Origin of the sequence: Dyella flagellata (assembly GCF_030160275.1) — a bacterium.
GTDB classification, from domain to species: Bacteria; Pseudomonadota; Gammaproteobacteria; order Xanthomonadales; family Rhodanobacteraceae; genus Dyella_B; species Dyella_B flagellata.
Map to the genome: position 1 here is coordinate 1 of NZ_BSOA01000008.1, position 15,036 is coordinate 15,036.

Consider the following 15,036-nt stretch of genomic DNA (forward strand, 5'->3'; position numbering starts at 1 on the left):
CCATACAGGCCAGCAAAGAAAAGTGACTCGGTCGCTTGCGACCGAAAGCGCCGCAGGCAATGCAGCACGGCTGCGACATGCAACAACAGTGCGACGCAAAAGGGGGCATTTGGGGGCTTGCCCCCATCCCCCATTTCTCAATCGCGGAAATTATCGAATTGCAACGGCAATTCCACTTCCGCCTTCCTCAATACCGCCATCGCCAGTTGCAGGTCATCGCGCTTCTTGCCGGTCACGCGCAGTTTCTCGCCATTGATCTGCGCCTCCACTTTCAACTTCGATTCCTTCAGCGTGGCGATCAGTTTCTTGGCGATCGGCTGCTCGATGCCTTGTTTCACGGTGATCTTCTGCCGCGCACCGCCGAGGTTGACTTCCGGATCGGCGATGTCGAGCGCGCGCAGGTCGATTTTCCGCGCCGCCAGGCGTCCGCGCAGGATGTCCAGCATCTGCTGCAGCTGGAATTCGCTGGGCGCGCTTTGCGTGATCACGGACTTGTCCAGCTCGAACTTCGCGTCGGAGCCCTTGAAGTCGAAGCGGTTGGACAGCTCGCGGTTGGCCTGGTCGACTGCATTGGTCAGTTCGTGCTTGTCGACTTCGGAGATCACATCAAAGGAGGGCATGGTGGGGTCCTGGTCAGGGCAGGCGGCAAGTTTATTGGATAATGGGCGGATGTATCAGATGGCGGCGCGCATGGCGGTGATCTTGTGAAAGTGGATGTCCTGGTGATCGGCGCCGGTGCGGCGGGGCTGATGTGCGCGATCACGGCCGGGCAGCGCGGGCGGCGCGTGCTGGTGCTCGATCATGCCAACAAGCCGGGCAAGAAAATCCTGATGTCGGGCGGCGGGCGCTGCAATTTCACCAACCTGGGCGTGACGCCGGCGCAATACCTTTCGGCCAATCCACATTTCTGCAAGTCCGCGCTGGCGCGCTATACCCAGTGGGATTTCATCGCGCTGGTGGAAAAGCACCGCATCGCCTATCACGAAAAAGAGCTGGGTCAGCTGTTCTGCGATGAATCCTCCAAGCTGATCGTGCGCATGTTGCTGGATGAGTGCACAGCCGCGAGCGTCCGGATCGAAACCAGTTGCGCCGTGGAGAAGGTGCGAAAAACCGAGGAGGGCTTTGCCGTACTCACGGCAAACGGTGAAGTGCATGCCGACTCGCTGGTGATCGCCAGCGGCGGCCTGTCGATTCCCAGCATGGGCGCAAGCGGATTCGGCTACGAGCTGGCGCGGCAATTCGGGCACAACGTGCTGCCGACGCGTGCGGGCCTGGTGCCCCTGACCTTGAGCGGCAAGCATCAGGAGCATTACCAGGACCTGGCCGGCGTGGCTTTGCCGGTAGCGGAAACGCGCACAAACGGGCGGCCGTTTCGCGCAGGCTTGCTGTTCACGCATCGTGGCATCAGCGGGCCTGCCATCCTGCAGATTTCGTCGTATTGGCAGCCGGGCGATGATTTGCGCATCGACCTGTCGCCGGAGCAGGACATTGGCGATTGGCTGATCGCCCAGCGCGCAGCACGGCCAGGGGCTGAATTGCGCAACGTATTGGGTGACCTGCTGCCGCGCCGGCTGGCGCAGCGCTTGTGCGAGCTATGGCTGGGCAGCAAGCCAATGCGCCAGTATCGCGATGCGGAATTGCACGATACAGGCGCGCGCTTGCACGATTGGCCGATTGTTGCCAGCGGCACGGAAGGTTACCGCACGGCGGAAGTTACACTGGGCGGCGTGGACACCGATGAGCTTTCCTCTACCACCCTGCAATCCAAGCGCGTGCCTGGCCTGTATTTCATCGGTGAAGTGATCGATGTCACCGGCTGGCTGGGAGGCTACAACTTTCAGTGGGCATGGGCCTCCGGCCATGCGGCCGGCGAAGTCGTTTAAAGCTTCGCTTGCGCTGAACACCAAGCATGCTCCACTAGGGATGCTCCGATCTATTCCACGTATCCGTCACCGCACTGGCTGCGCGTAGGCGGGGATGGCAATCCCGGCATCGGGATGCTGCGTAGAAAGCTGGGACTATCAGCCCTGCCTACGCGCTTAACGCCGACCATGCTCCACTCAACCTCTGCGACAGGAGATTCCTCATGAAAGTCGGCTTTATCGGACTCGGCGCGATGGGCAGCGCCATGGCCAGCAACCTGGTTGCGGCAGGTCACCACGTGACGGTGTGGAATCGCTCGGAAGCGGCGGTCCAGAAATTGGAGTCATTGGGCGCCAAGGCGGCACGCACGCCCGACCGGGCCGCACAGGGCGATTTTCTGCTCAGCATGCTGGCGAATGATCAGGCGGTGCGCGAGGTGTTGCTCGAAGGCGGCCTGCTCGATGCGATGGATCCGGGCACCACTCACATCAACCACGCCACCATCTCCGTGGCGCTTGCCAGGGAGCTTGCCGAAGAGCACGCCAAGCGCGGCTTGGGTTATGTGGCTGCGCCGGTGTTCGGCCGGCCGGATGCGGCGGCGGCGGGCAAGCTGCATATGCTGGTGGCCGGCCTGCCGAGCCTCATCGAAAAAGCGCGGCCTTTGCTCGAAGCCATGGCGGCGAGGCTGTGGCCCATGGGCGTGAGCCCGGAGCGCGCCAATGTGGTGAAGTTGGCCGGCAATTTCATGATCGTGTCCGCGATCGAGACCCTGGCCGAAGCCTCCGTGCTTGCGCGCGCCCATGGCGTGGAAGCGGCCGATTTCATCGAGATGATGAGCAGCACGCTGTTCGCCGCGCCGGTGTATCAGATCTATGGCAAGGCGATAGCGGAACAGCGCTTCACCCCGCCGGGCTTCGAACTTTCCCTGGGCTTGAAGGACGTGCTGCTGGCGCAGGATGCCGCACGGGCGGAACAGGTGCCGATGCCGCTGGCGGGTGTGCTGCGCGATAGCTTGCTCGAAGCGTTGGCCGATGGCGCGCAAGGGATGGATCTGGCCGCCCTGGCACAAGTATCCGCGCGCAGGGCGAATCTGGATCGGCGCGCCTGACGCCGGGAGCCGTTGGGCTCACTCGCGTCCGTTCCAATGCAGCGTTCCGTCGATCACGGTATTGGTACGTCCGCCGATCCAGATCGTGCCATCCACGATATGTGCAATCAGCAGCGCGTCATGGCCCATTTCGCGTCCCTGGCTGACCGCATAGCCGCGTGCCAGCGGCCCATCGGGCTCGGCGTGCGCGATATAGGCGGCAATCAACCCATTGGCCGCGCCCGAAGCGGGGTCCTCGACGATGCCCACGCCGGAGGGAAAAGCACGCACCACCAGCTGGCAATCGGGATGGCTGCTGCGCGCGAACGCGCATAAGCCCATGCTGCCGCTGGCGACGGCGAGTGCGCCGATGGCGCTGTGGTCGGGCGTCCACGCACGCAGGCTGGCTTCGTCCACGCATTCGGCCAGCCACCAGCGGCGGCCGCCGTCGACCAGGGCGGGCGAGAGCTTGCCCAAGCCGATGCTGTCGAGCGTGGCGGCCAGCAGCGGATGCGCTTGCAGACCGGTTTTGACCACGCGGGCTTCGGGCGATTGCAGCATCAGTACGCGCTGCGGCCCACTGCCTTCCACCCGGATCGGCAGCACGCCTGCGCCGCATTCCTGCCACAGCACCCCGTCCCGCGGCTCGGCCAGGCCGCATTCGAGCACGGCATGCGCACTACCTACGCTGGGGTGTCCGGCAAACGCGATCTCCTTTTCCGGCGTAAAGATGCGTACGCGATAGCTGGCCTTGGGATCGTCGGGCGGCAGCAGGAAGGTGGTTTCGACCAGGTCGGTCCAGCGGGCGTAGCGCTGCATGTCGGCATCGCTCCAGCCGCGGGCGTCAGTGACCACCCCCAGGTGATTGCCGCCGCCAGGACTGGCGGCGAAGACATCCAGGTGCAAGTAACGGAGGGGTTTCATACGGCTAGGACGGGTACGAAGCGGGAGCGAATGCGCATTCTAGCCGTCGACAACTTCGCGCGTGAACGTCAAGATGGGCGGATTCCGCAACACTGTCCGATTCGTCATATGCCGATTACGCTGCTCATCATCCTCGTTGGCACCTCAATCGTTTCCTTCATGGCCTTCAACAACCGGCGCTTGATGGACGACCTGATCCTGTGGCCGCCGGCGATCGAGCGCAAGCGTGAGTACTACCGCCTGGTCACCTACGGCCTGCTGCATGCCAACCCCATGCACCTGCTGTTCAACATGTTGACGCTGTATTTTTTCGGGCGGCAGATGGAATACATCTACAACAGCACCTTGGGTACGTTTGGCTTCGCGCTGTTCTACCTGGGCGGGCTGATCGTCTCGATCCTGCCGACCTACTTCAACAATCGTCGCAACGCGAACTACCACAGCCTGGGGGCGTCCGGAGCGGTGTCCGCAGTGCTGTTCGGCTTCATCCTGTATCAGCCCTGGGCCAAGATCTATGTGTTCTTCGCCGTGGGGATACCGGCGATCATCTACGCCCTGCTGTACGTCGTCTATTCCATGTACATGGACCGGCACGGCCAGGACAACGTGAACCATAGCGCTCATCTTTGGGGCGCGGCTTATGGTGTGGCGTTCACGGCGGTGGCCAATCCGTCGGTGTTGTCCAATTTCCTGGATGCGATGTCGAGGCCCCACATCTAGGCCCGGGACACCTGGCACTTGCCGAGCGTACGCACTTCGCGATGATGTCCCTACCGACCACCGCTGGAGTACGTACGCATGGCAACGACGCGCAAGTCGGCCGCGAAGAAGTCCGCGGCCCGCAAGGCATCCCAAGGAGACCGTCCGGCCCGGAAGCAAGCGGCCGGGAAATCCGCCGCCAGCAGCAAAAAGGCAGCGAAAAAGGCCGCTGCTGTGAAGAAGACGGTGGCTAAGAAAGCGGTCAAGAAAACGGCTACCCGCAAGACTGTAAAGCAAGGCAAGGCGTCGGTCGGAAAAAAGCCGGCAGCGGCGAAGAAGTCGGCGGCGAAGGCCGGGACGCCCGGCCAAACGCGGCCAGTCGCCGCGCGCCGCCCAACTACGTCCGGCAAGTCCCGCTTGGAAAAGCCCGCGCCCAGCGCAGCGCCCGCTTCGGCTGAACCTGCCCATATCAGCCCGGAAGAGGCGGTTGCGCATATCCAGGCGCTGCTGCAGGCCAAGCAGGAGCGCGTAAAGCGCGGGCCGGGGTGGCCCGGCGCCAAGGGCAACCCTAACGCCGCCGAAGGCTACGCGCAGCAGGGTGGCAACGAAAACCATGGCCCGCAGCACCATCTCGCGCATGCTCGCGGCGATCAGGGCCGAGGCAACAAGACCTGAGCGGGTGCATCCGTCTGGACGTATCGCCACCCCGGCCTGCGCTGGGGTGGCATGTGTTGGTTAAGTTTGTTATCGATTTCGTAATGCTTGGTATGCATCCGCTCAGGAGGCATTTACCGCATCAGGATTAGGCTGCAGATGTAGGTCGCATGGAGTCCCCGCCATGAACATCTCCATCAAACACGCGCTTGCCGGCGTGACGCTGGCTGGCCTGATCAGTCTACTCTCCGGCTGCTACGTGGCGCCGGATTACAGCTACGTGCGAAGCAGCGGCTACGCCGGGGATGTCTACTACGGAAGCGGCCCGGCGGTCGTCTACGACTATCCATATGGCTATCCCTACGGCTATTACGGCGGCGCGTGGGGTTACTACGGTTGCTGTTATGGCGGCTGGTATGGCCGAGGTCATTGGCGTGGCGATCACGATCACGATTGGCATCACGGCGGCGGTGGCTGGCACGGTCGCAGCAGCGGCGGCCACTGGTCCGGCAGTCACGGCGGCTGGAGCGGTCACCAGCACTGAGCCGGCATCTTTTGTCAGAATGCGGGGATGATTCGTCCCCGCATTTTTCTGTCCGCCAGTCGGATGATCCTTGGCGTCATGGTGGTCGTGGTGCTCGGTGCCTGCGCAAATCTTCGCTACTACGCTCATGTGACACATGGCGAAAGCAGCTTGTTGCTGCAGCGGCGCTCGGTGAGCAAGGTGATTGCCGACCCATCCACCGACGCCAAGCTGGCGTCGCGGCTGCAACTGTCCCAGCAGGCGCGAGGGTTTGCTTCCGAACGGCTCGATCTGCCGGACAACCGCAGCTATACCTACTACGTGCAACTCAATCGCCCGTATGTGGTGTGGAACGTTTATGCGACTCCGCGGTTTTCGGTGGAGGCGGTGCCGCAATGTTTCCCCATCGCCGGCTGCGTGGCCTACCGGGGCTGGTTCGAGGAGCGCAAGGCGAGGGCCGGCGCCAAGCAATTGCAGGCACAGGGCAATGATGTCTATGTCGGCGGTGTGTCGGCCTATTCGACCCTGGGCTGGTTTTCCGATCCCATCTTGAGCAGCATGCTGCGCTGGGACGACGATGAGTTGATCGGCACGATCTTCCACGAGTTGGCGCACCAGAAGATCTACGCCAAAGGCGATACGGCCTTCAACGAAAGCTACGCGATGTTCGTGGAGCAGGAAGGACTGCGCGAGTGGCATCATGCACGCGGCGAGGCCGTTGACGATGGTCACGCGCAGGCCATGGATGACGGCTTCACCAGGCTGGTGCTGGAGCTGCGCGAGCGCCTGAAGAAACTTTACGCCAGCGGCGTGGATCAAGAGGCCATGGCGAAAGGCAAGCAGCGCGAGATCGAGGACTTTCGCGTGCGCTATGCCGCATGGTGCGATAAGAACTGGCCGAACGATCACCGCTATGACAAATGGGTGGCGCAGCCGATCAATAACGCCACCCTGCTGCCGTTCGGCCTGTACGATCAATGGACGCCGGCGTTCGCTGCGCTGTTCAAGCAGGTCCGCGGGCAATGGCCAGCGTTTTATGACCGTGTGCGTACGCTGGCAAAGGAATCCAAAGCAGCGCGCGAGGATTCCCTGCGCAGTTTGCTCGATAGCAAGTAGGCTGGGATGAAAATCCCAGCATCGCGATAGGTATGTATGGCAATGCCGGGGTTTGCACCCCAGCCAACGCTCAGCCGCGGAGGCGCTCGATCAATGCCATCGCGGCAGCCGGGTTGTACTCCTTCGCGGCACTGATGAAGAAAACGAAGACGTCGCGCTTAAGCTGCGGTGCGCGTCCCGTATCGAGGTAAGGAAGTTCCGCCGGTTGTTCCCCATCCGCCCACGCATGCGCGCGTTTCGCCCAGCCATCGAGTTCCTCCCCGCTGTAGCCGGTTGCCACATTGCTGCGTGAACGCATAAGCCGAGCGTAGACAAAATTCGCGGTGACATCGGCGAAGGAGGGATAGTCGGGCGAATCGGTGAACACCGTCGCCATGCCGTGCTTGCGCACCAGGGCGAGGTAATCAGTGTTGACGAAATCCCGATCGCGTACGTCCAGCACGTGACGCAGCGCGCATCCCTCGATCTGCTTCGGTAACAAGTCGAGGAATTGGCCGAAACTTTCGCGTTGCAAACGCTGGTTGGCATCGAACTGCCAGACGATCGGGCCGAGCCGATCGCCCAGCGAGGCAATGCCGCCGAGGAAGTCCTCGATCTGAGGCCCGGTTTTCTCCAGACTGCGCGCCTGCATGATGCGCATCGGCGCCTTGGCCGAGAACATGAAGCCGGGCGGCGTTTCCGCCGCCCACTTTGCATACGTGGCGGGCTTCTGCGTGCCGTAGTAGGTGCCATTTATTTCGATAGCGGTGAGCTTGCGGCTGGCGTACTCCAGTTCGCGTCGCTGCACCAGGCCTTTGGGGTAGAAGTTGTTGCGCCAGGGCACGAAGGTCCAGCCGCCGACGCCGACGCGAATGCCGTTTACCGGGCAGGGAGGCTCGTCGAACAAGGCCATGCTTCAGATACTCCGCCGATCACTTCTGCGCTTTATGTTGCGCCATGTACTTCAAGTACGCGAGTACCGCATCCAGGTCCGCATCTGACAGTGACGCCTGCGTCGGAAAGCCGCTCATGCGGCCTTCCGGCCAGCGCCGCAACGATTGGGGATTGCGGATGAAGGCGCGCAGCATGTCCGCGCTGAGGTATTCGGTAGGGCTGTGCGGGAGGTTGAGATCCGGTCCCATTTGCGCATCGCCTTCGCCATTGAGGGTGTGGCAAGCGAAGCAGGTGCGCTGGAACACCGCATAGCCGCGACGCACCGGGCTGCCGGCCGGCACAGACGCGGCCGGTGCGGTGGCGGGAAAGCGCGTAGCCACGTCTTGGACACGCTCGATGCGCGCCAACTGATACGGCCACTGCTCGCTGCTGATGCCGGCGGCATCCGGGTTGGTCCAGACGACATAGTAAGGGCCGGCATCGCCCTTGTTGCCGGGCAGCTTAGGCCACGGCTGCTGCGGATCCTCAATCGCAAGCCACGCCTGCGCGCCTGCCTGGTTGAGGATGAGGTCCGCTGCCATGTCGACCGAGAAACCGTCGTTCGCAACGAATTTCAAACGATCGCCACGCGTCAGCTCGGGTAGCAGCGCGCGCAATGGTACGGCGCGATAGTTCATCGTGCGATGGAAGGCGACATCGTCGGGAATCGTCACGCTTCTTGCATCGGGAAAATTCAATAATTGTTGCGTAGTCCAGACATGGGCTTGGGGGCCTACATCGATGCGCAGATCGGCCGCGTGCAGCGGCAGGACGCCGCATAGCGCCAACAGGGCAAGACAACGACGCAAGATGCTCATGCTCAAACCTTTTGCTGACAAGGATTTGGAAAACGATACAGATGAAACCATCGCGAGCGCTGCCGGCTGCTTGGCCGATTACTTATCGGAAAGCTGAACCGATTCAAGCAGGCCTTGAACTTCATCCGTATCGGCCACACTAAGTTCTCGAATCGCCGTGAGGCGACAAGCGGGTGCCACAAGTCATCGTGGCACCCAGGGGTCGGTTCCCAAGTTTACCCTCCCCCCGGAACGCGACCTAACAAACCCCGGCAGTTATTCCCCTGGCTGCCGGGGTTTTATCTTTTCTGCCGTGGTAGCGACTGTTCACGGCTAGGGTTTCAGCCGGATAATTGTCGAGTGCCGCGCCAGGCGCGCAGCGCATCTCTTCCCCCGGCATGGCTGCTCCATGATTGTCAGTTCTCTGCTCGACACCGATCTCTACAAGTTTTCCATGATGCAAGTGGTGCTGCATCAGTACCCGGCCGCGCAGGTGGAATATCGCTTCAAGTGCCGCAATCCGGGCGTCAACCTGGTGCCCTACATCGAGGAGATTCGCGCGGAGCTGCATGCCCTGTGCAGCCTGCGCTTCACTCCCTCGGAGCTTGACTACCTGCGCGACTGGCGCTTCATCAAAAGCGATTTCGTCGACTTTCTCGGCTTGTTCCAGCTCAACGCGAAGTATGTTGAGATCACGCCGTCCGCGTTGGACAACGGCGAGATCGAGATCCGCATTCGCGGCCCCTGGCTGCACACGATTCTTTACGAAGTGCCGCTGCTTGCGATCGTCAATGAGGTGTACTTCCGCAACACGCAGCCCAGCCTGGACTTGACCGAAGGTCGCCGCCGCCTGAAGGACAAGATCGCGTTGCTGCGCGACACGCCCGGATACCACGATTGCCGCATCGCCGACTACGGCACGCGCAGACGTTTCTCGCGGGAGTGGCATCAGGAAGTGGTCAGCACGCTGCACGAAGGCCTGGCTGGCCAACTGGCGGGCACCAGCAATGTGTGGTTGGCCCGGCAGCTTGGCCTGCGGCCGCTTGGCACGTTGGCGCACGAATATCTGCAAGCGCATCAGGCGCTGGGGCCACGCTTGCGCGATTCGCAGGTGGCCGCGCTGGAAGCCTGGGCCAAGGAGTACCGTGGCGACCTCGGCATTGCGCTATCGGACGTGTACGGCCTCAGCGCTTTCCTGCGCGATTTCGACATGTACTTCTGCAAGCTGTTCGACGGCACCCGTCACGATTCGGGTGACCCCTTCGCCTGGGGCGAGCGTGTGCTGGCGCATTACCAGGCCAACCGCGTCGATCCGCGCAGCAAGATCCTGGTGTTCAGCGACAGCCTGGACATTCCCAAGGTGATGCGGCTGTTCCAGCATTTCCACGGACGCTGCCAGCTCGCGTTCGGGGTGGGCACCAATCTCACCAACGACGTTGGGCCCACGCCGCTCAACATCGTGATCAAGATGGTTCGCTGCAATGGGCAGCCGGTGGCGAAGCTCAGCGATTCGCCGGGCAAGAACATGTGCGAGGACGAGGCGTATCTCGCCTACTTGCGGCAGGTTTTCGAAATACCGGCACTGGTGGAAGCGTAGGAACCGGTAGGGGACCGTCATTCCCGCGAAAGCGGGAACCCATCTTGATCTGATGTATGCCTTGAAAATGGGTTCCCGCTTTCGCGGGAATGACGGCTCCTTGCGGGGGCATCAGAACGCCGGCAACACCGCGCCGTGATACTTCTGCTCGATGAACGCCTTGACCTGCGGGCTGGTCAGTGCCTGCGCCAGCTTCTGTACGCGCGGGTCATCCTTGTTGTCGGGGCGTCCCACCAGGTAATTCACGTAGGGTGAATCCTTGTTCTCGATCAGCAGCGCATCCTTGCCCGGATTCAATCCGGCCGCCAGCGCATAATTGGTGTTGATCAGCGCCAGATCCACTTCATCCAGGGTGCGCGGCAGCATCGCCGCCTCCAGCGGCTTGAACACCAGGTTTTTCGGGTTGGTGACTACGTCCTTGGGGGTGGCCAATTCGTTGTTCGGATCCTTCAGCGTGATCAGCCCGTTGCGGGCGAGCAGTAGCAGGGCGCGACCCTCATTGCTTGGATCGTTCGGCAAGGTAACGGTGGCGCCGCTGGGCAGCTGCTCGATCGACTTGTATTTGTGCGAGTAGGCACCGAACGGCTCGATGTGCACGCCGGTGATGATCACCAGCTGGGTGTTGTGCTCGCGGTTGAACGTATCCAGGTACGGCTTGGTCTGGAAGTAGTTCAGATCGATGCTTTTTTCCACCACCTGGGTGTTGGGCTGCACGTAGTCGGCGAACACCTTGATGTCCAGGTCCACGCCTTGCTTGGCCAGGATGGGCTTCACTTCCTTGAGGATTTCCGCATGCGGCACGGCCGTGGCAGCCACCGTCAGCGTCTGGCTGTTCGAACCGCCGGGGCCGGAAGAGGAACAGCCGGCCAGGAGCAGGGTGGCGGCCAGGGAAAGGAGTTTCTTCATGTAGGGCTATCCTTGTACGAAGCGTCAGAATAGCCTTCCATACGTCTGGCTGCAAAAGTCTTGGCTTAGCGCCGGCTGTAATGCGCCACGATGCGATCGCCCAGCATCTGCAACAGTTGAACCAGGACGATCAGCAGCAGCACCGTCACGACCATGTAATCGGACTTGTAGCTGAGATAGCCATATCGATAGGCCAGGTCGCCCAGCCCCCCGGCGCCGATCGCGCCGCCCATAGCGGTATAGCCGACCAGTGCGATCGCCGTCACTGTTACACCGGCCCACAAGCTGGGGCGTGCTTCGGGTAGCAACACATGGCGAACGATCTGCCAGGTGGTGGCGCCCATCGCCTGCGAGGCTTCGATCACGCCGTGCTCGACTTCGCGCAATGCTGTTTCCACCAGGCGTGCGAAGAACGGGGCTGCGCCGATCACCAGCGGCGGGATCGCGCCGCGGATGCCGAGCTTGGTGCCGACCAGCACATAGGTGAGAGGCATCAGCACGATCATCAGGATGATGAAAGGAATCGAGCGCAGCACATTCACCACCAGCGACAACGCGCCGTACAATTTGGGCATGGCATGCAACTGCCCTTTGCCGGTCAGGAACAGCAGCACGCCCAAGGGCAGGCCGATGAGCACCGTCAGCAGCAGCGAGCCGCCAAGCATCAGCAGCGTATCGATGCAGGCCTGGCCCATCTCGCCCCAGTCGTCGATATTGGGGAACAGGCTGTGCAGCAGGGGCAGGTGTGTGGCGATCATCGGGCAAGCTCCTCTACTTCGATGCCCGCTTCGCGCAAGGCGTGCAAGGCCGTATCCACGTTTTCGCCCTGCATGGCCAGGGTCAATTGGCCGTAGGGCAGATCCTTGATGCGATCGATGCGCCCGGCCAGGATGTTGAAGTCCACGCCGGTCTCGCGCGTGACTCGCCCCAGCGTGGGCGACCAGGTTGCTTCGCCCCGGAACGAAAGGCGCAGGATGCGTCCGGGCACCTGTGCATAGATCGTGTGCCCGCCAGCCGTTTCCTCCGGCAATGCCTCGCTGACGAAGCGGCGCGTGGTGGCGTGCCGCGGGTGCAGGAATACGTCGGCCACGGCACCGTGTTCAACGATGCGGCCGCTATCGAGTACGGCAACGCGATCGCAGACGCGGCGTACCACGTCCATTTCGTGGGTGATCAGCACGATGGTGAGCTTGAGTTCCCGATTGATTTCAGCCAGCAGGTCGAGCACCGATGCAGTGGTCTGCGGGTCGAGGGCGCTGGTGGCCTCGTCGCACAACAGAATCGATGGATGGTTGGCCAGGGCGCGCGCAATGCCAACGCGCTGCTTCTGTCCGCCGGACAGCTGCGAGGGGTATTTGTTCGCATGCGCGGTCAGGCCGACGCGTTGCAATAGCTCATCCACGCGCGCGCGTATCGTCTTCGCATCTTTGTTGCCGGCCAGGCGCATCGGAAAGGCGATGTTCTCCGCCACCGTTTGCGAAGACAGCAGGTTGAAATGCTGGAAGATCATGCCGAAGCGCTGCCTGGCTACGCGCAAGGCTTCATCGGACAAGCCGGTGATCTCGGTGTCGCCGATCAGGATCTTTCCGCCGCTCGGCCGCTCCAGCAGGTTGATCAGGCGGATCAGCGTGGACTTGCCGGCACCGGAATGGCCGATGATGCCGAACACTTCGCCGTCCTCGATGTCCAGGCTGAAAGGTTCCAGGGCCGGAATGTCCTTGCCGTCGACGCGGTAGGATTTGTGGACATCGATGAAACGGATCACGTTGGGCTCAGCCGAGGGGTGAAACCGCCATTTTATGCCAGCTGGGGAAGCGGAAACTGCATTAGACTTGCATATTGATATGACCGGAGCGATGCCATGACCACCGTATACGACTTCAGTGCGCGGGATATAGACGGCAATGAGCGCTCCCTGGCCGAATGGCGCGGCAAGCGGCTGCTGATCGTCAACGTGGCTTCCAAGTGCGGTTTTACCCCGCAATACAAGGGACTGGAGGGGCTGTGGCGCAAGCACGGCGACCAGGGCCTGGCGGTACTCGGCTTTCCCTGCGACCAGTTCGGCCACCAGGAGCCTGGCGACGAGGCCGAGATCAAGCAATTCTGCTCCACCACCTACGATGTGACCTTCCCGATGTTCGCCAAGATCGAAGTCAATGGCGAGCACACCCATCCGCTTTATCGATGGCTGAAGCAGCAGGCGAAGGGATTGCTGGGTAGCGAGTCGATCAAGTGGAATTTCACCAAGTTCCTGGTGGATGAGCAGGGCAACGTGGTGAAGCGCTACGCGCCCAACGATGCCCCGGAAAAGCTCGAGAAGGATCTGGCGAAGCGCTGAATAGACGCAGGTTGGGGGCCCAACCTGCGTTCCGCCTCGCGGCGTGAATCAGCTCTTGCCGCTGAACTGCGCCAGCAGCTCCACGATCGCATCCAGATTCCGGCTGGGACTGGGCTCATCCTCCCCGCGCGCGAAGTTGTTGAGCATGATCGCGAACGCCAATCGTTCGCCGGAAGCCGTCGTTACATAGCCGACCAGGCAGCGCACATTGCTCATGCTGCCGGACTTGGCCTGGACGTTGTCCGCCGCAGCGGTATTGCGCATACGCCATTGGAGCGTGCCATCCACGCCCGCAGCCGGCAGCGCATCGCGCAGCTGTCCGGCATAGGGTTGGCTGGCGAGGTAGGTCAGCAGTTGCACGAACGCGACGGGCGTGGACAGATTTTTGCGTGACAGTCCCGCACCTTCCTCGATCTGGGCCATGCCTGGCGCAATGCCGATATGCTCCAGCAGGTCCTTCAGCGCGCGAATGCCCCAGGCTTCGGTGCTCAGGAAGCCAACCGGCGGGTCGCCGGATTGCTCGGCATGAGCCTGCGCCTTCACGCCGGCGATCTGCAGCAGGTTCTGCAAATAGAGGTTCTGCGAGCGCTTCAGGCCGCGATCGAGGATCTCCATCACTGGCGGCGACAGTACCTGGGCCAGCACCACGGCCTTGCCCAGATCCGTGTTGTCCTGCTCCGGCCAATGCCGCACACGCAAGCTGCCGTGGAGGTGCACTCCGTGGCGCTCAAGCGCTTCGCGCATCTGCGTGCCGGCGTACCAGGCCGGATCGGCCATGGCGAGCCGGAATGTCTGCGGCTCGCCATGCGCCGCGATATGACCGAAGGCGTACAAAGTGCTATTGCCGGGTGCGCGATAAAGATTGATGTCGTTGCGCGTGTTTTGCGCGCTTGTGGTGATGGAGTTCACTAGGTGCGGGATCGCGCCCGCCGGGTTCAGCATCACGGCTGCGGGATGGCCGGCGGCGTTTGCCGGCGTCACGCTGACCTGAACCATGTTGTCCTCGACGCTGAGTGCCGAAGACGGTGTGGCGAACCAGCTTTGCAGGTCACGCGCTTCCCAGCCGGAACCGTCCTGCGGTCCCTGGAAATAGCTGTCGTCGGCAACCAGGTCGCCTTGTACGTCGTGCACGCCACTGGCGGCGAGCTGGGCGGCCAGCTGATCGGCCCAGTCCGGGTTGGTGTCGGGCGTGCCAAGCGTCGGATCGCCCATGCCGCGCAGGATCAGCGGCCCTTCCAGCCGGCCCTGCAGCAGTTGGCGCGTGGCGAGTAATTGGGTGGGAATGCGGTAGTCGGTGCCGATAGTGTCCAGCACCAGCGCCGCCGTGTAGAGCTTGGCGGTGGATGCCGGTTCCAGCAGGCGATCGGCATTATGCGCGTACAGCGTGCGGCCGGTGTCGAGGGATACCACGTCGATACCCCAGCTTGCCGCGTCAAAGCGTGCTTGCTCGATCTCATCGTCGATGGCAGAGGCGAGTTGCTCGCGAGTCGCCGGGGCAAGGGCGGGGGCATCAGCGTAGGCAGGAGTTCCGGCGAGGCCGCCTAGCAGCATGCATGCCGCACCGATCCGCAACAGGTATCGTGATCCAGGTTTCATGCCGCCAAGTATTGCCGAAGCGAT

The 15,036-nt window shown here is 62.3% G+C and carries 16 protein-coding genes; 8 read left to right on the plus strand and 8 right to left on the minus strand.

The genetic code is table 11. The features are described 5' to 3' along the window. Positions 1–137: 137 nt before the first annotated feature. Entirely contained in the window at positions 138–620 is a 483-nt protein-coding gene (locus QQJ96_RS05740; RefSeq protein ID WP_126686929.1) for a YajQ family cyclic di-GMP-binding protein, read from the minus strand. Between the two features lie 84 nt (positions 621–704). Here QQJ96_RS05740 and QQJ96_RS05745 point away from each other — a divergent pair, with 84 nt between their 5' ends. Both QQJ96_RS05745 and QQJ96_RS05750 read left to right on the plus strand, forming a co-directional pair. Then, positions 705–1,883 carry a BaiN/RdsA family NAD(P)/FAD-dependent oxidoreductase gene (locus tag QQJ96_RS05745; RefSeq protein WP_284331013.1) on the plus strand — a complete coding sequence of 393 codons (1,179 nt, stop codon included), beginning with the start codon at positions 705–707 and terminating at the stop codon, positions 1,881–1,883. A gap of 203 nt (positions 1,884–2,086) precedes the next feature. Next, positions 2,087–2,971 carry an NAD(P)-dependent oxidoreductase gene (locus QQJ96_RS05750; protein ID WP_284331014.1) on the plus strand — a complete coding sequence of 295 codons (885 nt, stop codon included), beginning with the start codon at positions 2,087–2,089 and terminating at the stop codon, positions 2,969–2,971. A gap of 18 nt (positions 2,972–2,989) precedes the next feature. Here the strand turns inward: QQJ96_RS05750 and QQJ96_RS05755 are convergent, their stop codons facing one another. Further along, positions 2,990–3,874 carry a PhzF family phenazine biosynthesis protein gene (locus QQJ96_RS05755; RefSeq protein WP_284331015.1) on the minus strand — a complete coding sequence of 295 codons (885 nt, stop codon included), beginning with the start codon at positions 3,872–3,874 and terminating at the stop codon, positions 2,990–2,992. Between the two features lie 108 nt (positions 3,875–3,982). On the opposite strand from QQJ96_RS05755, the gene QQJ96_RS05760 reads away from it, so the two are divergent. The 4 genes from QQJ96_RS05760 (at position 3,983) to QQJ96_RS05775 (ending at position 6,866) form a co-directional block, all read left to right on the plus strand. Next, entirely contained in the window at positions 3,983–4,594 is a 612-nt protein-coding gene (locus QQJ96_RS05760) for a rhomboid family intramembrane serine protease (RefSeq protein ID WP_284331100.1), read from the plus strand. 78 nt (positions 4,595–4,672) lie between these two features. Further along, on the plus strand, positions 4,673–5,248 hold the full coding sequence (locus tag QQJ96_RS05765) for a hypothetical protein (protein WP_284331016.1): 576 nt from the start codon (positions 4,673–4,675) through the stop codon (positions 5,246–5,248). Between the two features lie 163 nt (positions 5,249–5,411). Then, the gene (locus QQJ96_RS05770; RefSeq protein ID WP_284331017.1) at positions 5,412–5,771 is read left to right on the plus strand and encodes a hypothetical protein; all 360 of its coding nucleotides are present in this window, start codon (positions 5,412–5,414) and stop codon (positions 5,769–5,771) included. A gap of 27 nt (positions 5,772–5,798) precedes the next feature. Next, a complete protein-coding gene (locus QQJ96_RS05775; protein ID WP_284331018.1) occupies positions 5,799–6,866 on the plus strand; it encodes an aminopeptidase in 1,068 nt (355 codons plus the stop codon). A gap of 70 nt (positions 6,867–6,936) precedes the next feature. Here QQJ96_RS05775 and QQJ96_RS05780 read toward each other — a convergent pair whose 3' ends face one another. Together QQJ96_RS05780 and QQJ96_RS05785 are read right to left on the minus strand one after the other, a co-directional pair. Further along, a complete protein-coding gene (locus QQJ96_RS05780; protein WP_284331019.1) occupies positions 6,937–7,758 on the minus strand; it encodes a DUF72 domain-containing protein in 822 nt (273 codons plus the stop codon). Between the two features lie 19 nt (positions 7,759–7,777). Continuing rightward, positions 7,778–8,596: a cytochrome c gene (locus QQJ96_RS05785; protein ID WP_284331020.1), complete on the minus strand. Its 819-nt coding sequence runs from the start codon at positions 8,594–8,596 to the stop codon at positions 7,778–7,780. Positions 8,597–8,984: 388 nt separating this feature from the next. Between QQJ96_RS05785 and pncB the strand changes: the two genes are divergently transcribed. Next, a complete protein-coding gene (gene pncB / locus QQJ96_RS05790; protein ID WP_284331021.1) occupies positions 8,985–10,172 on the plus strand; it encodes a nicotinate phosphoribosyltransferase in 1,188 nt (395 codons plus the stop codon). A gap of 111 nt (positions 10,173–10,283) precedes the next feature. On the opposite strand, the gene QQJ96_RS05795 is transcribed toward pncB, so the two are convergent. From QQJ96_RS05795 to QQJ96_RS05805, 3 genes are all read right to left on the minus strand, one after another. Continuing rightward, the gene (locus QQJ96_RS05795) at positions 10,284–11,078 is read right to left on the minus strand and encodes a MetQ/NlpA family ABC transporter substrate-binding protein (RefSeq protein ID WP_284331022.1); all 795 of its coding nucleotides are present in this window, start codon (positions 11,076–11,078) and stop codon (positions 10,284–10,286) included. A gap of 65 nt (positions 11,079–11,143) precedes the next feature. Beyond that, the gene (locus tag QQJ96_RS05800) at positions 11,144–11,836 is read right to left on the minus strand and encodes a methionine ABC transporter permease (protein WP_284331023.1); all 693 of its coding nucleotides are present in this window, start codon (positions 11,834–11,836) and stop codon (positions 11,144–11,146) included. Further along, complete coding sequence (locus QQJ96_RS05805; RefSeq protein WP_284331024.1) at positions 11,833–12,843, minus strand: methionine ABC transporter ATP-binding protein; 1,011 nt, start codon at positions 12,841–12,843, stop codon at positions 11,833–11,835. The genes QQJ96_RS05800 and QQJ96_RS05805 overlap by 4 nt, the downstream gene beginning before the upstream one ends. Before the next feature lie 96 nt (positions 12,844–12,939). Here QQJ96_RS05805 and QQJ96_RS05810 point away from each other — a divergent pair, with 96 nt between their 5' ends. Next, positions 12,940–13,416: a glutathione peroxidase gene (locus QQJ96_RS05810; protein ID WP_284331025.1), complete on the plus strand. Its 477-nt coding sequence runs from the start codon at positions 12,940–12,942 to the stop codon at positions 13,414–13,416. A gap of 48 nt (positions 13,417–13,464) precedes the next feature. Here the strand turns inward: QQJ96_RS05810 and dacB are convergent, their stop codons facing one another. After that, positions 13,465–15,012, minus strand: coding sequence for a D-alanyl-D-alanine carboxypeptidase/D-alanyl-D-alanine endopeptidase (dacB, locus tag QQJ96_RS05815; RefSeq protein WP_284331026.1), 1,548 nt, complete (start codon positions 15,010–15,012; stop codon positions 13,465–13,467). Positions 15,013–15,036 lie beyond the last annotated feature (24 nt).